Annotated in this window: 16 protein-coding genes; 7 read left to right on the top strand and 9 right to left on the bottom strand. The window is 35.8% G+C overall.

Annotated elements, in window-relative coordinates:
* Window positions 1-773 precede the first annotated feature (773 nt).
* From kynU to AC5KOD_RS07315, 4 genes are all read right to left on the bottom strand, one after another.
* Window positions 774-2,054, bottom strand: a complete 1,281-nt coding sequence (gene kynU, locus AC5KOD_RS07330; protein ID WP_496913891.1) for a kynureninase — start codon at window positions 2,052-2,054, stop codon at window positions 774-776.
* Between the two features lie 1,056 nt (window positions 2,055-3,110).
* Window positions 3,111-4,436 carry a 6-phospho-alpha-glucosidase gene (locus AC5KOD_RS07325; RefSeq protein WP_496913890.1) on the bottom strand — a complete coding sequence of 442 codons (1,326 nt, stop codon included), beginning with the start codon at window positions 4,434-4,436 and terminating at the stop codon, window positions 3,111-3,113.
* A gap of 10 nt (window positions 4,437-4,446) precedes the next feature.
* On the bottom strand, window positions 4,447-6,009 hold the full coding sequence (locus tag AC5KOD_RS07320; RefSeq protein ID WP_496913889.1) for a PTS transporter subunit EIIC: 1,563 nt from the start codon (window positions 6,007-6,009) through the stop codon (window positions 4,447-4,449).
* 195 nt (window positions 6,010-6,204) lie between these two features.
* Entirely contained in the window at window positions 6,205-6,939 is a 735-nt protein-coding gene (locus tag AC5KOD_RS07315) for a MurR/RpiR family transcriptional regulator (RefSeq protein ID WP_496913888.1), read from the bottom strand.
* Between the two features lie 452 nt (window positions 6,940-7,391).
* On the opposite strand from AC5KOD_RS07315, the gene AC5KOD_RS07310 reads away from it, so the two are divergent.
* The 6 genes from AC5KOD_RS07310 to AC5KOD_RS07285 all read left to right on the top strand — a co-directional run bounded on the left by AC5KOD_RS07310 (window position 7,392) and on the right by AC5KOD_RS07285 (window position 14,548).
* The gene (locus AC5KOD_RS07310; protein ID WP_496913887.1) at window positions 7,392-8,261 is read left to right on the top strand and encodes a helix-turn-helix domain-containing protein; all 870 of its coding nucleotides are present in this window, start codon (window positions 7,392-7,394) and stop codon (window positions 8,259-8,261) included.
* 85 nt (window positions 8,262-8,346) lie between these two features.
* Window positions 8,347-9,528 (top strand): MFS transporter, encoded by a 1,182-nt coding sequence (locus AC5KOD_RS07305; RefSeq protein ID WP_496913886.1) that lies wholly within the window; start codon window positions 8,347-8,349, stop codon window positions 9,526-9,528.
* Between the two features lie 12 nt (window positions 9,529-9,540).
* Window positions 9,541-10,413 carry an alpha/beta hydrolase gene (locus AC5KOD_RS07300; protein ID WP_496913885.1) on the top strand — a complete coding sequence of 291 codons (873 nt, stop codon included), beginning with the start codon at window positions 9,541-9,543 and terminating at the stop codon, window positions 10,411-10,413.
* Between the two features lie 24 nt (window positions 10,414-10,437).
* The gene (locus AC5KOD_RS07295) at window positions 10,438-11,334 is read left to right on the top strand and encodes an ROK family protein (RefSeq protein ID WP_496913884.1); all 897 of its coding nucleotides are present in this window, start codon (window positions 10,438-10,440) and stop codon (window positions 11,332-11,334) included.
* A gap of 550 nt (window positions 11,335-11,884) precedes the next feature.
* A complete protein-coding gene (locus tag AC5KOD_RS07290) occupies window positions 11,885-12,301 on the top strand; it encodes a hypothetical protein (RefSeq protein WP_496913883.1) in 417 nt (138 codons plus the stop codon).
* A gap of 633 nt (window positions 12,302-12,934) precedes the next feature.
* Window positions 12,935-14,548, top strand: coding sequence for an Ig-like domain-containing protein (locus AC5KOD_RS07285; protein ID WP_496913882.1), 1,614 nt, complete (start codon window positions 12,935-12,937; stop codon window positions 14,546-14,548).
* A 635-nt stretch (window positions 14,549-15,183) separates the two neighbouring features.
* Here the strand turns inward: AC5KOD_RS07285 and AC5KOD_RS07280 are convergent.
* Window positions 15,184-16,020: an oxidoreductase gene (locus tag AC5KOD_RS07280; RefSeq protein WP_496913881.1), complete on the bottom strand. Its 837-nt coding sequence runs from the start codon at window positions 16,018-16,020 to the stop codon at window positions 15,184-15,186.
* An 18-nt stretch (window positions 16,021-16,038) separates the two neighbouring features.
* Entirely contained in the window at window positions 16,039-17,031 is a 993-nt protein-coding gene (locus tag AC5KOD_RS07275; protein ID WP_496913880.1) for an aldo/keto reductase, read from the bottom strand.
* A 120-nt stretch (window positions 17,032-17,151) separates the two neighbouring features.
* On the opposite strand from AC5KOD_RS07275, the gene AC5KOD_RS07270 reads away from it, so the two are divergent.
* Window positions 17,152-17,970 (top strand): helix-turn-helix transcriptional regulator, encoded by an 819-nt coding sequence (locus AC5KOD_RS07270; protein ID WP_496913879.1) that lies wholly within the window; start codon window positions 17,152-17,154, stop codon window positions 17,968-17,970.
* A gap of 559 nt (window positions 17,971-18,529) precedes the next feature.
* Here AC5KOD_RS07270 and AC5KOD_RS07265 read toward each other — a convergent pair.
* The 3 genes from AC5KOD_RS07265 to AC5KOD_RS07255 form a co-directional block, all read right to left on the bottom strand.
* Window positions 18,530-18,952, bottom strand: a complete 423-nt coding sequence (locus AC5KOD_RS07265; protein WP_496913878.1) for a hypothetical protein — start codon at window positions 18,950-18,952, stop codon at window positions 18,530-18,532.
* Window positions 18,953-19,023: 71 nt separating this feature from the next.
* Window positions 19,024-19,683, bottom strand: coding sequence for a hypothetical protein (locus tag AC5KOD_RS07260; RefSeq protein ID WP_496913877.1), 660 nt, complete (start codon window positions 19,681-19,683; stop codon window positions 19,024-19,026).
* Window positions 19,658-20,788, bottom strand: a complete 1,131-nt coding sequence (locus tag AC5KOD_RS07255) for a WxLIP family cell surface protein (RefSeq protein ID WP_496913876.1) — start codon at window positions 20,786-20,788, stop codon at window positions 19,658-19,660. Before AC5KOD_RS07255 ends, AC5KOD_RS07260 begins: the two co-directional genes overlap by 26 nt.
* Window positions 20,789-20,790: the final 2 nt, after the last annotated feature.

Genomic DNA, 20,790 nt, shown 5'->3' with positions numbered 1-20,790 from the left:
ACTTTAACAACTATCTGTTAAAGTGCTCTAGACCAAATTTGGCAAACCACGCTTTTAGTAGGAGGTAGCTTTTTTTGTTTTTTTACAGGTTTAGTTTTCGTATAAAAAGTCTCACCCTCCACTTATTTCCCGAACCTTATGTGATAAACGATCTCGAAAATCTACTCACTACACTCCATTTCGTTGACCTAAACTTCTAAGCTAATAAATTTGCTGGAGCTAAGGCTCTAGACTCCCTGTTACTATCACATTAACGTCTAGCTAAAGCACTAAGAAATAAGAGACATCAAAGAACCGTTATGGTATCGAGGTTTGCGTAGTGCTCAGAGCAAAACGTTTTTTTGTCCCAACTTCACTAACTATTCTCTCTTTAAATCAAACCGACAATTTTTTAATATAAGAAGAAATAGTAGATAAGAGGAAAGTACGCTCTTACGATCAAGTAAGGGATTATTGCAAGCCAGTTTTCGCCCAAATAATCAGTTCCAAAAGCAAATACCTAAAAATTATTTCTTCTGCAAATGGTTGAATTGGACCAATTAACCCTAGAAAAAATACGCCTACATTGAAAAGAATGCCCAGCTCTTTTTATTCGTTTTAGTTTCATTAACCTTTTTTTCTTGATCAGATGTCAACGTTGATTATTCTCGCAAAACTCCCCTCTCTTTTCTGTAGAAAATTTTTTTAATGCAATTAATATAAACAAATAAATAGCATCCTCAGCCTCATGACACCTTCACTAAGCTATTCTCAATAGAACACCTATCACGTATTTAAACGACCATGCTACGTTCTGAACTATATTTCCCATACTCTTTATTGAGAGCAATCTGTTCAAGCACCTCAACAACTTGATAAACTTCTTCATAAGACGTATATAAGGCAGTTGGCGCTAGTCGAATCACATTAGGCTCACGAAAGTCTGGTACAACCCCATTGTCTTTCAACGCTGAACATATCCGATATGCTTCATCATGAATCAAACAAACATGTCCACCACGATGCTCATCCTCTCGCGGATTTCCGACTGAATAGCCATATTTAGCAAGCTTTTCATCAATTAAGTACATAAAATAAGCCGTGATATTTAAAGATTTTTTACGAATTGCTGATATCCCAACTTCTTCAAAAATAGTCAAGACACCTTCTAAAGGTGCCATTGAAAAAAGTGATTGTGTCCCTGTTTGCCACCCTCCTGCATTTCCTGCGTGTTCATATTTTTGGTTCAATTGGAATTGAGTTTCTTTGTTATTTCCTTGCCAACCAGCTAAACCAGGGTCTCTCGTAAAGTGTTTTTGATTGATATAGAATCCAGCAATTGCTCCAGGACCAGCAGACAAGTATTTATAATTACACCACACAGCAAAGTCTGGCTGAATCTCAGAAAAATCATGGTCAACTGCACCAATTGAATGGCATAGGTCCCATCCCACATAAATACCACGTTTGTGTGCTTCTGTTGTTACCCACTTCATGTCTAGTAATTGGGCACTGCGATACAGAACAGCTGGTAATAAAATGACTGCTACATCATCTGTCATGGCATCAATCACTGTTTGTTCGTCGATGATACCATCTTGACTTTTGACAACCTTCACAGCTTCTTCTGGGTCATAGCCTTTTAGTTTCACTTGACTATCAACTGCATATCGGTCAGTTGGAAAATTAATATCGTCTACTAATATTTTATAACATTCTTTTGTAGGATGGTAAAAGGTACTGATCCCTTGGTGAATATTAATTGTTGTATTAGTCATAATCGTTACTTCATCTGGCCTAGCATTAATTAATTTTGCCACACGACTTCCTAGCACATCCTGATACAGGAAATATTTGTTATCTTCCACATTCCAAATATTAATGCCTTCCTTCTCCCATAAATCCATTACATAAAGTAATGCTTCTCGAGCATCCTTCGAAGCCATTCCTAATGAATTACCATCCATATAAATTGTATTAGGTTGGATAAAAAAACGCTCTCTAATTTTATTTAAAGGATCTTGCTTATCCAACTCTTTTGCAAAAGCTTTATCTTCTTTAAACTGTCTAATCATCTTTTCTTCTCCTCTGTTATTCCTGTCAATTGTTGAACCAAACGAGAGGTATCCATCCTCGTTTATTATAAAAATTATACAGGAATTAATTTTATAAGCATTTGATGTTGCTTTAAGCACGACACTCAGTTCATCGCAAATGACTCATTGCTGAACGCAATGAGTTTACTAGTTATTTTTAACAACTTAACATCCTGTTTTCCTATATCCACATGCTCCTTAGCAATCTAACACTAATAAAAAAAACGAACGATTTACGTAAGTAGATATTGGCTAAAATCAACAGTGATAACTATATTCCTAACGATGCAATTAATAATTGCGTGAAGGAGTTTTTGAACTGATGTTACACTTAATTTGATCAATCAAGGCACAAAACGCATACATTGATTTTTATTTAGTTGTTTGACTTCTAACAGCTACTTATAGTCAACTGTTTTTTTCATAAATCATCGTATATTTCTCATCTTAACATAACAAAGAAATGAATACAAAAATTGTATTGCTTTAGATCTTATTATACGTCCACACATCGTTAATATAGATATTTACGAACAAGTGGATTCTTTGTTAAATAGCTCTTCAAAGTAAGCAACTGATAAATGCGGTACTTTTGGTTACAACTCTAAACTAACTCAAAAGAAGCATGCCTTGAAATACATTTAGCTACCTAAAACTACAGAGTAAATTACGAAAAAATGATCCCATTCGAAGGAGACTTTTACTAATACCATTGATATTGATTTTAATGCCACTCACCTTCAATACTTTAATGACTCAACAAAAACAAGCTAAACAAAAGAAACCACTCAGTGGCAGAAAGTACTAGCAACTGATAGCTTTGCTTTATTATGCTCCTAGTCGTACTTTAATTGGAAATGACCATACCCCTATAACAGAGATACAAATTACATAAGGGTGGGACAAAACTAACAATCAGTTTTGTCCCACCCTTTAAATCTAAATGACCTGCGAGAAAAAATGGCACCTTCGAAAATAAGCTGAAATTCAAATACTCTCTTATTTCTCGGAGCAAAACAACTTTATATATCTCTATTAGTGTAATTCTGACCAAAAGTCTTTATTAGCTTCAATTAATTCATCTAAAATATTTTTTGCTACTTTAGCACTTGGAACTGTTTTAGATAAAGTTAGAGCTTGCCATAATTTTTGATAGCTTTCTTCAATGTAAGCTTCTACAACTAGTTTTTCTACAGCTACTTGTTGCTCCATCAAGCCTTTTTGGAAAGTTGGAATTTCTCCCATCGATAGTGGTTCTGGTCCGTTTTTACCTACTAAACATGGCACTTCTACCATGGCATCTTTAGGGAAGTTTTCAATGACGCCATTATTAGGAACGATTAGTAACATTCTCTCCATCGTATTAAAGGCGATAGCACTAGCTAAATCAACAATAAATGTTGCATGAGCACCAGCATGGAATTCAGTTCCAACAGCCGTTCCTGCTTCAACAATTTTTCGTGCTGTTTCAAACACTTCTTTTTCACGAGACTCCATTACCTCATTAGCTCTTGTAAAATTAGGATCAGAATGTTCTACTTCGTAATCTGGATAGAAATAGTATTTTAAATACGTATTCGGCAGTGTTTCTGGATCTAAAGCGTATAGATCTTTTACTTTTTTGAATGTTGCTTGCCAACTTGGATGTTTGTGCTGGAAATCTTCTGTTTCAAGAGCATAGCCATTTTCAGAAACAAATTCTTTTAGTTTAGGCATTAAATCATTGCCTTCTTTGTCTGTAATCTCTGTCCACCAACCAAAATGATTTAGTCCGTAATATCTAACGTTCATGTCTTTTCTTGAATTTAATTTTAAAATCTCAGCAAAAATAGTCTCAATGGCAATTGGCATATCGCAAATATTAATGATTTTTGAATTAGGTCTTAATCTTCTGGTAGCTTCTGCAACGATTGCTGCTGGGTTTGAATAATTTAACATCCACGCATCTGGTGAATATTTTTCCATGTAATCAACTAATGCAATTACACCTGGAATCGAGCGGAACCCATAAGCTAGTCCTCCTGGTCCACATGTTTCTTGACCAACTACGCCATACTTAAGAGGGATTTTCTCATCTTGTTCACGCATGGCGTATAACCCAACACGAATATGCGCCATACAAAAATCTATATTTGTAAAAGCTTCTTTTGGATCTGTTGTATATGAGAATTTAATGTCTGGATTTTTTTCTTGTAACATAATTTTACACGCTTCTCCAATTGGTTCCTGCCTTTCAGCTAAATCATCGTATAATTTAATTTCGCCAATCGGAAATTGGTCATTATGATCTGCTAGCATTGCCACAATCCCTGGTGTATATGTACTTCCTCCACCGGCAATTAGTATATTAAATTTTTTCATTTTTATCATCCTATTCTTCTATATTTAACGTTTGATCAACTAAATCTCTAATTTCATTAATTTTCATGCCATAAACAACTTGAACATGATTTGGTTTTCTGACGATTCCTTGAGAACCCGTTTCTACTAATGCTTCCTCATTAACGATTGCATCGTCTTTTAAATCGACTCGTAAACGTGAGAAACAATTTTCCACTGCTAGAATATTGTCTGCCCCACCTAGCGCATTAACAATAGTTTGGCCTAAATCATTTGTTACTTTGATAGTATGTTCATTTTTTTCAGATACTGGTACTGCGTTATCTCCTAGATCAACTAATAACTCTCTACCTGGCGTTTTTAAATTCATTTTTTCAATCATGAATTTAAACACAACATACATCACAGCTATTTCTAGTAAACCCAGTAACACAAAGATTGGCCACTTAGTTCTTTCAATTCCTGCTGGTAAGTTAAAGACTAAAAAGTCGATAATACCATTTGTTGCACTAATTCGAACGCCTAACACATAGGAAAGCATTTGGAAAAATCCATCTATTACAGAATAAACAAGCCATAATAGTGGTGCTGTAAAGATAAACATAAACTCTAAAGGCTCTGTAATCCCAACTAAAAATGATGTCAACGCATTAGGGACTAAAGTTGTTTTAACTTTCGCTTTATTTTGAGGATAAGCTGTTTTGTAAAAGGCTAATGCCACTCCTAAAATACCAAACATTTTAACCATACCGTAAACTAAGAAACGGGCTGAATCTGTTAAAGTGGCAATTGATGGATCTGCAATTTGTGCTAAGAAAATTGGTTTAGCTCCTACAAGTAATTCGCCATTGATCAGCTCTTGACCACCCATTCCAGAGAAAACAAAGGGGGACCAAATGAGATGATGAAGCCCTGTTGGAATCAAAAAGCGATTTAAGAAACCATACAAGAAAACACCAAAAGCTCCTGTGCTTGCCATCAATTGTGTTAAAAATGTGATTCCTGCTTGAACAAATGGCCATAGATAAGTAATTCCTAAAGCAAAAATACCAATAATTGGAATTAGAACAATCAAGACTAATTTGCTATTTCCATAAATCGCAAAGGCACCCTTGAAATTAACATCAATGAATTTATTATGAATATAAGCAACCACACAGCCTAATATGATTCCTAAGAAAACGCCCATATCAGTTACTTGATAACCTAAAACAAATGTTTGTCCACTACCAAATAATTCTAAGTTATTTGCTCCCTCTGCTAATCTTTGCGTTAGACTCAACCAAGTTGTATTGGCATTTAAAAACATTAAAAAACTCATTACAGCAATAATGGCAGCCTCTGCCTTTTTCTTTCTTGCCATACCATAAGCAATTCCCACACAGAAAATTAAACTCAAATTATTCATGATGGCCCATAAAATACTAGAAACAAATTTTCCAATCATATAGACAGTCGATGTCTCACTAAAGAATGCGGTATTTGTAAAAATACTACTAAAAGCAATCCCTAATCCGACAATTGGTAAAAATAGTACTGGCCCAATCATTGCTTTTGAAAATTGCTGCATCTTATTAACAATTTTATTTTTCATTCTCTTTCCCCCATTTGCTTCAACCTTATTTGCGCAAATCTGTGATTGATACCCAAATCATAGCACGTTTTATTTTGAAAAAAAGAGCTTACACTTATTTGAAAAAGTATTTACTTAAGAGTAAACATGTTATCTATATTTTCAGAAAACAAAAAACCTCCTACAAATAACACTAACATGTTATCTGTCGCAGGTTTAATTAGTCACTCTCGCATTTAAATATTCATAAAAAAATAAACAGGCAGAGTAAAAATAATTTTGATTTTTATTCTGATCATTAAGCAGGTAATCATTTTTTATAACAAATGAAATATCCGCTAAGTCAGTTAGTGTAGTTCCATTTTCTCCTGTAAATAGAACAATGGTGTGATTATTTTTCTTAGCTCTTTGAGCTATTTTTATGATATTCCCCGTTTCTCCAGACTGAGATATTAAAATCACGATTGCTTCACGGTCACTCTCCTGTTCGTAAACAGCAAACAAATCTGTAAAAATGCAATCAAAACCATTTACCAATAGTTTCATACAAATATACTCAGCTACTGGTTTCGAAAAGCCACTTCCAGTTAAATGGATACGTAAGTTTTGGTTTTTAGCTACTTCTAGCAAGTCCACAAATGTTTCAATCGATACTTCTGAAATCTCTGAGAATAGATCACTGTTAAAAATAGTAGAGAGAGAATTGGCATCTGATTTATTAAATTGTTTCTGAATAAAATAAAGTCGATAAATCATATCAGTGTAACCTGTATAACCCATTTTTTTAGCCAGTTTGACTACTGTAGCTGGTGAAGAATAATTCTCACTAGCAATATCTCTTACACTCATCTCAAGACTCTTTTCTGGATCAATCAATATTTTTTTTAGAATGGATGTCTCTGTGTTAGTTAATTGATAACGATTTACCAATTTATAAATGTCTATTTCCATAAAATTGATCTCCCCTTTGATAGAACTAAGTCTATTATAACACTGAAATAAAAAGCAGGAAAAGTGCCTTCTCACTTTACCTACTCTTAGCGCTCTTATTGCTTCGCCCAACTGCTCTCAAGCCCAGCTTGATATGTTTGCACACCTTGATACACCGTCAGATAAGTTGCAATTGTAATAGTTGTTAGTGAAAAAATATTGTCCAGAAGCATTCGTTCATCTTTTGTCAGACTGTTCTGAGATTTTTTATTCTCCCTTGCTTCTCTAGTTTTCTCTCCTTGTCGTTCATATCTTTTACCTATTGATTGAATTAAATACTATTTTTTTGTGTCAATAAATAATAACTATTGTACAATACCAATAGAGGAATACTTGACTTGCCTATAAGTCTTACACCACCTAGGAGGCTTCATCTTCATCATAAAAAAACTAAATGACAAGGAGATAAGGATATGTTTCATCATGAAATTGTTGACGTAACAAAAGAAGAGCTTCCCTTTAAGCTCATTATTCATAAAAATAGAAGTGCAATAATTCCTAAGCATTGGCATCGTTCATTTGAATTAAATTTTACAATCAGAGGGAAAATTGATTCCTTCATCATAAGCGGAAAAGAGCAAGCGCCCGTTAGCGGAACAATTTTGGTTATCAATCCAAATGAAGTACATAGTATTTCTGGAACAACAAAAAAAGGAGAGGACAATGTGGCCCTCTCTATTTTGATTCCCTACCCATTTATGGCGGAGGTGATAAGTGATTTTCCCTATCGCTTTTATCATCTTCCCTCAAAAGAAGAACAATCTATTGCGCAAAGTCATTCTTATAAACAAATACAACAAGCTTTTCAAGCGCTCTTTTTTGGTATAGAGAAACCAACAGATAACATTCAACTCAAAATTTTTAGTCTTGTATACGAAATTATATATGAGCTATCTGAACATTTTTCAATGGTTAGCTCTGTAAAAAATGATTTGCTGCAAACAGATTCCAATGAATTTGAATGGATTGATAGTGTCATCATTTATATTCAACAATATTTTACTAGTCCATTAAGCGTTGGGGAGTTGGCAGATGCCTTTCATCTAACACCTAGCTACTTTTCAAGAAAATTCAAAAAATATATGGCCATGTCTGTGATGGATTACATTACAAACATTCGGTTGCAGGAGGCCTTTCAACAAATTATTCATACGCAAAAAAACATTCAAGCCATCTCAGATAGCTGTGGCTTTCCAAATCACAAATCACTGATTCAAATATTCAAAAAAACACATGGTCTTACCCCTGTTCAGTATCGAAAAAAACAAATAAGTCATAAATAGCCAAAATAATAGTCAGTTTTCAACCTTCTTTTGTTAGCGTTCACATTTATAATTCAATTAACAAAAGAAAGGTAGGTTTCTGACAATGAAAACAAAACAACAACAGTCAATTTTTAAAGTTTCTTTGCTATCTATTTCTGTCTTATTGATGTCTGCACCGATTATTTCTGCCGCATTGCCTTCCATGATTGACAGCTTCCCAAGTCAATCAAAATCAGCAGTCGAAACATTATTGACGATTCCTAATTTTGGTATCATTTTAGCACTGCTGTTTAGTCCTTTTTGTATTCGTATAGTTGGCAAAAAGAATACGGTAATAGCGGGGTTAATCATTGCATTAATTAGTGGACTGTTACCTGCTCTGATTAGCAATTACTCCATAATATTAGGAGCAAGATTCACATTTGGTATTGGGATCGGGTTGTTTAACTCGTTAGCAGTTAGTTTGTTAGCAGAGTTTTATAAAGGTGATGAGCTTTCCACGATGATGGGCTTTCAATCCATGGCTGGTTCACTAGGAGGTGCAGGTCTATCCTTTTTTATTAGTTATTTAGTCACCTTGGGATGGCAGCAAACATTTTGGGCATACTTGATTATTTTACCTGTTCTTTTCTTATTTGGATTCTTTGTACAAATTCCTGAATCCCGGATAACACAGACAACCGACAAAGTTCAAACTGAAAAATTTCCAGTCAACCTTTCAGTGGTTGGATTGTCTGTTCTAATTTTTTTCCTGTTTTCTTTTTTTATGGCTTCGGTTGTAAAGCTTCCTGAATTTATTATTCACAACAATATTGGCAGCGCAAGCAGCGTGTCTATCATTACTGGATTGAGTACACTTGTAGGTATTCCAATAGGAATGTTTTACGGAAAAATTCATCAGCTATTAAAACAACGGGTTTTACCGATTGGGCTACTCATTTCTGCCATTGGCTTCTTTATTGTGAGTCAATCAAGTAATTTACCTATCTTGTTAATCGGCGTCGGCTTTTCAGGCATTGGTTTTGGTTTAGCCGTTCCGTTCATTTATACATGGACAGCCCTTGTTGCGGACAAGCACGCAATAAACTTTGCCTATACCTGTCTAATAATTGCAACAAATATTGGAGTCTTCTTCTCTCCCGTTCTTTTAAACACTTTAGGAAAGTTATTTGGCAACACGTCAGCAGGGTTTAGTTTACTCATGGCAGCCCTCGGATTTTTATGTATGTCACTTATCATGAGCATCAAACTCGTTTTCAAAAAGAAAACAACAGTAAATAACTAGGAGGAAAAACAAATGACGAAAATAGATATTCCAACAATGCGGACACAAATGAGTGAAGGCGATAAAAAAAGAGATGCAGAATTAACTGAGCCTGATACGATTACAGCAATCAAAGAGTTAACTTATGGGCCTCATGGCATTGAAAATAAATTTGACATCTATTATCCAGTTGGAACCACCACTTGTCTGCCTACGATTGTTAGTATTCATGGCGGAGGCTTCTTTTATGGAGATAAAGAACTGTATCGCTTTTACACCATGTATTTAGCAAGCCAAGGATTTACTGTCGTGAATTTTAACTATCGACTTGCACCTACTCATCACTATCCTGCACCGTTAGAGGATACCAATGCTCTGATGAACTGGTTACTAGTCCATGGAAAAGACTATTACGTTGATACTGAACACTTATTTTTAGTTGGGGATAGTGCTGGCGGACAATTAGCAGAGCAATATTCAGCACTTACAAGTAACCCTGACTATGCAAACATAATGGACTTTACCGTAGCTGATGTTCATTTTAAAGCGGTAGGATTAAACTGTGGTGCGTACTTTATTGGGCAGACGGGCCCAATTAATCAGGATTTCCCATTTTATTTTGGTGAAACAATTCCGGAACAAACCGCGAAGCAGTTTCCAGTGGAATCTTTTTTTACCGCCGATTTTCCACCTGCGTTTATCACCACAGCTACCCATGACTTTTTAAAAGATGTCGGCGAACCTTTAGCGACTATTCTTCGCTCAAAAGGAGTAGAAGCAGACTTTCATCTTTATGCAAATCCAGATGGAGAAGAGCTACATCATGTCTTTCATTTGGATCAGCGAAATCCTATTGGGAAACAATGCAATGAGGAAACCTTAACTTTTTTCAGAAATTTTCTTTAATATGCACTTTTTGGAGGTAAACGGATGAACTATTTAAGCATAGATATTGGCGGTACATTTACAAAATTTGGATTGATTGACCCTTCAGGAAATTTCCTAAACCGATGGAAAAAGCAAACCCCTCATTCATTAGAGGAATTCAAAGCCCTCCTGCTTTTTGAGGTACAGAGTCACGAAGCGTCTATTAAAGGAATTGGTGTGAGCTGTCCCGGGCGTGTAGATACAAAAACGGGCTACATCTATACAGGAGGTGCATTAGAATTTCTGTATGACTTTCAAATTAAAAAGTGGTTGTCCCAGTATACCTCCCTCCCCTTTTCTCTCATTAATGACGGAAAAGCTGCTGCTCTTTCTGAATGGTGGATTGGCAATCTGAAAGGCATCAAGAATGGTGCAGCAATTGTTCTCGGTACAGGTGTTGGAGGCGGGTTAATCTTAGATAATCAACTCTATAGTGGGTCCCATTTTCAAGCAGGAGAATTAAGCTTTATGATACAAGATCATTCTAAGACAACACCTACCCAATTACTAGGCTATTCCGGTTCGTCCGTTCGATTTATTCAAGACGCGACTGCCTTACTTGGCGTGCCACAAGACGATTACCACTCTGTCTTTACAAGTATTAAGTCCGATCCCCCTCAACCATTAAGAACGCTATTTGAACAATACTGCTCCTGTATTGCTCAATTAATTTCGAATTTACAAGCCATTTTAGATTTAGAAAAAGTAGTTATCGGAGGTGGAATCAGTGCACAAGACACCTTAATACGAATGATCAACCAGCAATATGAACAGTTTCGCCAACAGGAGCCTCTACTAAATCAAACAATAGCACCACTGCAAATTGACGCCTGCGCATTTCGAAATTCGGCCAATTTACTAGGCGCACTCTATCAGTTGTTGCTGGATTTGGAGGAATAGAAGTCAGGACAAACACCCGTGAGGTCTGAAGCACTTCTTAAACAGGATGAAAAAAAAATAATCGACCTGTATCCATTTCTATAAGCAGACAGGTACAATTACTTATTGAGGTGCTTCTCCAACTCCCCCGTTCAAGTTATTATGAGAAAGTAACCCAAACTAAATTCTGATCGAGCGAAGGAAAATAAAGAATTGAGCGGCAGAAGTCTAACCTTCATTTTTCAAACCCGCATAGTATAATCGTATTTCTAGCTCAGGAGATGATATAACTTCTTTCTCTGCCCTTTTATTGAATGACATAATATCACCAATAATTAGGCCATGGATTAAAGGTTAATCGTGCAATACAAAAACCACCAATATCACAAACTGCTCTAATTACCAAAATTCATTTACAGGGATGGAACTTTTCGCAATTACACTATCAAAAATTGAAAATGTGGAGAGCTTGGTTGCTGATTTTGAACTGTTAACTATTGTAAAAACCATTGAGGTTGCTATAATGTAGTTATTAGGTGAAAAAGAGGCTTTTTAAAGAACAGGAGATAACATGGAGATTGAACAAGCAATTAAAACGTATATAGAAGCTGCACATAAAATTGCTAATGGGTATGATTTTAATTTGAATTTTTCAGATGACTCTGTGATTTGGGTTAAAAATAGACTTGAAAATCTACATGAAAAACATCTACACTACGTCAATAAGCACGGCAAAGAAGATCCTTTATACAAGCAACATGCTTGTATTTGGGGCATTTACACTGGAGAAGTGTTAATGAGAAATTATAGCTTTGGTTACAAATGGAAAGAAAGTGAATATGGGTTAGTAATAGCACAGGGCAACAACATAATTAATCCTATTGCAAAAGCTGAAAAACATATTGCAAATGGTATTGAAGGTGGAGATGATATTGAAAGTTTTTTCAATATTGCCATCCTCATAATGCAGGGAAAATTCCCGAAATAAAGAATTAGAGTAGGAAATGCTTATTTCACTATAATGATAGTTACAATAACAATAATGTAAATGATGAGCACAATTAGTAGCCCCCAAGAGAAGCAGGATTCTCTTGGGGGCTTGTCGGTTGATGTCGCTATTACTTTGTTTTATTTCTTGTTCCGATTATTTAAGCAATAGTCGGCCTTCCCACCTCATCTATATTATAATAGTTATTCGAACGAAAAACAAAGCTAACCTAAATAAATTGTAATGATGTGTACGGTACAAGGACACTTCGATGAAAGGATTTTAAAAACTAGTTATAACGCTATCCTGTGGCCTTTACTTTTCTTATATTAATTGTTATAATTAACAACATTACAAACGAAAAAGGAATGATAAATGAACTGATAAGGCAATTTTTAAGCAAAAAAATACAAGCTAGAGTGCAACTATTGGACTCCTTTTATTTTGGTTTATCTGGTATTGCCATACTTGTATATCCTGTTCAGCCTATTGTCGAATTGAACAGAATAAAATGCTTTTATAAGGTAGTTGTTTTTTGATAGTCATGACAGTAACAAGTACAAGCAGTTGTATCTAAACTATTGTTCTATAAACTATAGTTTAATGGTTGATACAAGAAAGGAATTAGTTATTTTGAAAAAATTTAAATTAGGGTTATTAGGTATGCTATTACTAGGAGCATCATTTCTTAGTTTTGTTCCTGAGACACAAGCTGTAGAAGTAGAAAACAGAACGATTATTGGGTCTGATGATCGTCAACAAATTATTGATGGGACAATCGCACCTTATCAAAGTTCGACATTTATTGCGGCTGATGGAAGCATGGGCTCAGGTACTGTCATTGGTAAAAATACGGTATTAACTGCTGCACATGTTGTTAATAAATTCCGTGATAATCCAAACAAAAACAGTATCTATGTTGCTCCTGGAAGGACCGGTGATATTTTACCTTATGGGAAGTTCAAAATTAAAGAAGTCTTTATCCCGCAACACTACATTGATACTCACAGTCCTGACAGCGACATCGCCGTTATTACCATTGAGCCCAACAATGGGAAAAGTATTGGAGACGTTGTTACACCAATGCCTTTCGTTTTGACTGATACCGTCGGAACTGATACACCAGTAAGTACCTCTGGCTATCCTGGTGATAAAGAATGGGCGACTCTTTGGAAAGCCTCTGGAAAAGTTGTTGGAGAAACAAAAACGAGAATTAATTTTGATATGGATGTAATGGGCGGTCAATCCGGTTCTCCTATCTACAATCAACAACAACAGGTTATTGGAGTCGTTGCTTATGCGTCTACTAACTATAATTATGGAACAAAAATAAATACAGAGTACTTCACTTTTATCTCAGAACATTTAGATAATGGCATTCAAGCTGATGATATTCAACTTGACAAAGAGGACATTACTATAAATATCGGTGAGTCAGCCAATATTAATGCAATTGTTTTACCTGAAAATGCTGTAAACAACGAATTAACATGGGAGACAACTGATGAGGATATTGCTACGGTTGATGCAACTGGACGTATTCAGGGCGTAAATCCTGGCTCTACAGTAATTGATGTCACCACAGCTAATGGTAAAATTACTAAATATATTTCTGTTACAGTAACCGAAATTGCTCCTAAGGAAATTATTGTTGAGGCAGAACAGGTCGAATTATATCTTAAAGAATCCCTAACCCTTAAGGCTTCTGTTTTACCTGAAAATGCGACAGATAAAGAACTATTTTGGATTTCAATGAATGAATCAATCGTCGATGTTGATGATAATGGAACTATTACTGGAAAAAAAGCAGGCACAACAGATATCCTAGTATTATCCGCCACTAATTTCGGCGATATTGAAAAATATATTTCCGTTACAGTCAAAGAAAAATTACAGCCTGTTGATTTAGTCTTTCCATCAAGAAATGGCTTGTACTTTCCTAAACAAGAAATAAAAGAAACAGTTGAAGTAAATACTACTCAAAATAAAAAAGCCTCTATTCTTTTTAACTTGAAGAAGCTTAATCCTTTATATGAATTAAAAATTGGCGAGCTTGATTTTCAAGGTGGAACAGGTGTTTACAATATCCAACCTTTAACACTAGGTAAGCCAATGATTCCATCATACTACGCTATCCAAGTAGACAGAACACTCGCTAACAGTAACATCATTATTATGTATGTGGACAAGAAAAACCCTACAATCGTAAAAGATTACTTCATTGTAAAGAAAATGGACAATAAGTAATTTCCTTGAGGTGAACCACAATAGCTTAAATGGAAGGGTGGGACAAATGTGTCCCATCCCTTTTCTACTTATTTTGCAAAATATGCCACATTTTCTTCTTACTAGAAATTATTCCTACTACACCCAATCCAACTCCAATTATTATGCCTAAAGCTTCTTCTAAACACATAACCAATGGCAATAGAATGATTATGTGTTTATTGTCTTCTCCTTTACTGCATGGTGACTTAAAACTTCTATTATCTTCTTTATCAGCTCTAAGCCTTTCACCGTACTTATGATCTTAAAGTCATCTTTTTTCATTTGCTTCGGCTAATTTTGATTCAATAAACTCATTTAATGATGTTTCGTTTATTTGGTATCCTTCTCTTTTTGACGATCATACAACTTCAATTTTATTTTACCGTATCCATCTGGGAAATAAATGGTTGTTTCACTGGTATGTAACGAATGAAATCGACTAAAAAAGAGAACCTCCCCATTTTTGATAATGTAAGTGCAAGCAAACATTATCAAAAAGAAGTGTTCTCAATAACTATTATATACCAGCAGTCACTTTAAAAATGTCATATTAACTAAAAGATGAATATGACATTTATTCTTGTAAAAACGACACTCTCTGTCCAAGTCTTCTTCTAATAGTCGGTACTAAGCGTAATCTCTCGCCAATCCTTGAAGTCTTTCTCCATTAATTGAATTTTTTCTCTCGCATGCATATACGCATCACTTCCAAGTAACAATCTTAACGGTGGCTTTTCAACACTTTCGTACATGTTAATAATCGCTTCAGCAGCTAATTCAGGATTCCCAGGTTGATGGCCACTTAACTCTCCTAAACCTTTAATATTTTTTCCTGCTGTCTGACGATAGTCAGCTATTTGAGTCTGATTAGCTGTCGCAGAACGGCCGGCAAAATCTGTTTTAAAGTCCCCTGGTTCAATTAATGTCACAGCAATATTCAATGGAGCTACTTCTTGATACAACGATTCTGAGTATCCTTCAACTGCAAATTTAGTGGCATGATAAAAGCCAAACCCTGAGAAGGCTTTGATCCCTCCCACGGAAGATATATTCATAATGTGACCAAAATGTTGTTGTCGCATTAATGGCAGGATTTCTGTCGTGACATTTTTTAAGCCCCAAACGTTCACTTCAAATAATTTGCGAATGTCCTCTTCTTCACCTTCCTCAATGGAAGAAAAATAACCTATACCAGCATTATTGACTAGCACATCAATTTTTCCAAAATGAGCAACTGCTTGCTTAACTGCTGATGATACTTGCTCTTTGTTTGTTACATCTAATGGTAATACCAACACGTTGTCCTGCCCATCAAGATAATCTGTAATATCTTTTGGATTTCTTGCTGTGGCTACAACTGAATAATTATTTTCAAGCAACTTTAAGGTAAGTGATTTTCCAAAACCTGTAGAGGCGCCAGTGATGAACCAAATTTTTTGAGTGTTTGTCATAATTGTAATCTCCTTTTGTTAGTCATTATCGATTAAGCGTTCTAAATACGTCGGAAAGCGACCACCTGCTACTTTTATTTCATCCAATAACTTGATGTCATTGAGGGATAAGGTAATCGTCGTTGCCGCTACATTTTCTTCTAAATACTTGACATGTCTTGTTCCTGGAATAGGTAAAATGTCTTCCCCTTTTGACAATAACCACGCTAATGCAATTTGTGCTTGAGTTACGTTGTATTTTTGAGCTATTTGTTTGATAATAGAGTTACTAAGACTATTTCTTTCTATGTTTTTTTCTTGAAAACGTGGAAATGTTTTTCGTAAATCCTGATCACTTAGCTCATCAATTTTCCCAGTTAGCAATCCTCTACCAAGCGGAGCGTAAGGGACCAGCTTTATTCCGAGTTCTCGACATGTCGGTAAAATCGTTTGTTCAACGTCTCGACTCCATATGGAATATTCTGTCTGCAATGCTGTTACGGGATGGACGCTAGATGCTTTTTTGATAGTCGTTGCAGACGCTTCACTAAGTCCTAAATAACGTACCTTGCCCTCTTTTATCAACGATGCGATGGCATTAATTGATTCTTCGATTGGAACTAGCGGATCGATTCGGTGCAAGTAATACATATCTATATGGTTCACACCTAATCGTAACAAACTTTTGTCCACACTTTTTTTTATATACTCAGCGGTCCCATCAACAATCCATTCGGCTTGATTTGTTACCTGATCTTGATGAGACGTCATGGTACGATCATAGACATTGCCAACCTTTGTCGAAAGAAAAATAGATTGGCGGTGCTCCTTAAGTACATTAGCTAATAATCGTTCGTTTTCACCTGCTCCATAAAAATCAGCTGTGTCCCAAAAATTACAGCCGATTTCAATAGCTCGCTCCAATACTTTTTCATTATCTTTCTTAGATGAAGGGCCATAGGCGTGGCTCATTCCCATGCATCCTAAACCAACTGCCCCTACTTTATCTTTTGCTATCAAGCGTTGTTTCATTTGTCTTGCTCCTTTCTTACTTCCCCTTACCTTGTCTATCATACTGTTTATGAAAAAGAACAACTAGGACGTCATTTATCCTATTATAATAAATAACAACTAAAATAAAGGAGGCAACACATGTCCATAGAAAAAAAGAAGGAATTAGGCAGATTTTTAAAGTCTCGCAGAGAGCGGATAACGCCCGATCAAGTGGGATTAAACCTCGGCTATGGCACAAGAAGAACCGCTGGGCTAAGGCGAGAAGAAGTGGCTCTTTTGTCTAACGTCAGTATCAGTTGGTACACTTGGTTAGAACAAGGCAGAGATATTCATGTATCAGCCACCATTTTGGAGAACGTGGCGAAAACACTCTTACTGGACACGAAGGAAATTCATTATCTGTTTCAATTAGCGGAAGTTTTTCCAATCGAAAAGCTGCCTGTTGACCAATTAGTCAACCCTATGGTTCAACATGTTATTGATAATATGACGTACTCACCTGTTACCATTTTAGATAATAGTTGGGATGTTAAAGCTTGGAACAATGCTTCTGCACATATTTTTGTTGATTTTAAAAAGTTGCCTGTTTTAAAACGAAATTTATTGGAAATTATGTTTATGGATGAAGAATACAGAAAACTATTTGGTTCGCAATGGGAAAAAAAAGCCAGGACAACCTTAGCCATTTTTCGACATTCCTACAGTCATTTAGTAGGGAATCAACGTACGGAACAAGTGGTTACGTCGTTAACCAACAACAGTGAGCTTTTTAAACAGCTGTGGCAAACCTATGATATAGAAAAAGATGAGGATATCTATAAAGAAATCCAGCATCCACAGATGGGCTTATTAAATTTTGAGCACACGACTTTTCTTATTTCTGGCTCCCCATTAAAGATGTACATAAACACGCCTGTCGCTCAATCAGTTGTTAAAATTAAACACTTTTTAGAGTAATCTTCCTCATAAATACATTACATTAACTCAGTTTAGTGCTCGTAACAAAATGCCTTTATGTCCTAACTTCGGCTAGTTTTAACCGTTGTATAGAAATTAATGACTGCATTCTTGAAATATCTGTCAGGATAACAGGAACAATTGAGTTTTCTTTCGTCAATAATAGAACCGCCATGTTAACTGGAATTATCAAGTTAACATGGCGGTCCTATTAATTTCTAGCTGTGTTTTTATTACCTGCTTACAACATTAAAAAAATACTCTATTAAACAACAAAAAAGATAACAAATAAAAAACTCTTCATTCATTACCTCCATATACTCACTTAGCTGTTTTGACCGTAACGATTTAACAAACATAAGTCGCTCCTTAACGACTTGACGGATGTTTATCTTTCGCTTGATTACTTTCCTTTCGACCAAAAAATCCACATGACATTTTCCCCATAATTCGCGAATGTTGCTACTTGAAGGAGAACCTTCTCAATAGCCACTCGTTTAATTATTTATACCCCTTATAATGAGTCATAAGTTACTTATGTGAGGGGATTAACAGCTAATTACTTAGATGGTTGTAAAAAGAAGTAGTCCTTAATATTACCACTACTATCTACATACGCAAACATAAACCATTTATCTGGTGATACTTGATAATTAACTAAATAGTGATTTTTATTGCCCATAGGCTGTAACTCTGCTTCTTCAAAACTAGAAAAACCCGTTCCTCTAATAAAATCAAATTCTCCTACAACTAACTTTAGTCCCTTAGGAATATTTGATAATTGTAAATAAGCTAAATTTGACGTTAAGGCCACGGAATTACCTCTGTCTTTTGCTGAAAAATATACTCCATTTCTTGCTGGAACTTTTTCTTTTACCGTTACCTTAGTTGCTGCTTCTGCAACAGTCGCTTCACTAAGAAATCCTGTTGATGCAATACTAAATAAACCGATTATACCCATTAAAATCAAACGCTTTTTCATTGTAACACACACCTTTATATATTTTTTTCTAACCTCACTTGCTAATCCCCTCATAAAAATAACCCATTTTACTATTTTTTTGTCTTGCTTTTAGTAAAAAGCAAGCGAGTGTCAGAAAAATACGCACTGTTTAAATAGAGTTCTTTCTCATTCTTAAGCACACTCAGCGGCTCTAAAGCAAAATGAAAATAACTGTCCACATTTTTAGTTTGAAATAATTGAAGTAAGCCCGCTTCTGTATATTCCAGTCGTAGCATTTTAGATGTGTCATCAATCTCTTTATAAAGCTCACTTTTTTGCTTTAATTGTTTAAGTTGGTCTGGATCAATATACTGCTTATCGAGGATCACTTGAACCTTGACCTCTTTGCCATCAAATATATTACTCCCACTCCCTTGCCACTGACCTTGATACACTATAGAAAATCCCGACACATTTTGATAATTGGGAATTTCCAACTCCCAATGGTTTTGCTTACTGCTCAACGTTATACCTAAATCATCGTTCTGCCAATTCCCTGTCAGCTTCTGTTGAAATGGATAAAAGATATAGAAAGCAGTACCACTAATTAGGACAACAAGTAGCATTAAGACACATGTGACATAAAAACTAATCGGACGAACACTTACTTCTTCCATCGTCTCCTCTTGATTTAGCTCTTGCCACTCCATTGATTCTTGGGCTGCCGGATTGTCTTCCAGTTGGTTATCTATGGGATTTTCTTGACTCATTCGATCGTGTCTCCTTCTTTCCTTTACTAGATCTACTTTTTTTCTTTCTTCTTTGTTTGATTTTTCTTTTTTTAGCTAGCCAGACAATCAGAATCACCAGTAAAATAATTAAGATAAGAGCGCCTACTCCGATGCCAATAAACAACAATGTATAGTTTTTCTCTAAATCGATGGCTTTATCGTTTAGTTCCTTGGCTTCTTTTTCACTAATGGTAAATTCTTGACTAAATTCCCAAGGTTTTTCTTTTCCTTCCGCTGTCGCTTTCAGCTTTAGTTCATAGGTACCAGCTACAAAGGGTTGATTTTCCCAGCTAACAGGCAAATTATATTGGGTATTTGGTGCTACACGGTAATTATCCGCTTTCCGTTCATGTAGAACATCCCCGTTGCCTTTTTTATAAATTTTAGCCTCATAGCTCACTTTATTAATAATGGTTGCTGTTGGGTTTTGCAGTGTCACGTTGACGGCATTACGGCCAACTAGCTGTGTCGCACTAATGCTCTTTAGCTTCATATCTGGTTCAGGTAACGTCTCTGTTTCAATTAAACGAATTGCTTTAACATAGGCCACCGTATTGGTGATATTAAAGCCTTCTTTTTCTTTCTTCCCCTCTTTTTTCTCTTCAGCGGGTGCTTCTTTTACTCGAACCCCTCCTAAAATAACCCCTTCAAAAGGCTCAGTTGGCACCTTTAATGATAATTTGGCCTCTACTACCCCTTTCGGTGGCAAGCTGACCATTTCATCAGCAGTGATTAAGTCTGACAACGGCAGTAGCATGCTTTCATCCCGTTCTGAAGCTGGACGTGTGTATACAAACGCGCCACCATCACCAGTAAAAGCTGGATTGACTTCAATGTTAGCACTGACTTCTTTGTCACCTGTATTAGTTATTTTTAAGATCAGCTCTTGTTCTTGACCAGGGGTTACTTTCAAATCAAAGAAGCCAGCTTCTTTATCAATTTGATTGTCTGGCGGAACAATATCAACTGTCAAGGTCCCCTCTTCTGCCTTAACAGATAGTGGTGAGATGACCATCACAAGAGTGCACGCAGTCAAAAGCACCATCAACAGTTTCACGAATTTAGTGTGTACGGATTGCTTCATTT

The organism is Vagococcus sp. WN80Y, from assembly GCF_059621045.1.
This window is presented reverse-complemented; position numbering and strand designations above follow the sequence as displayed.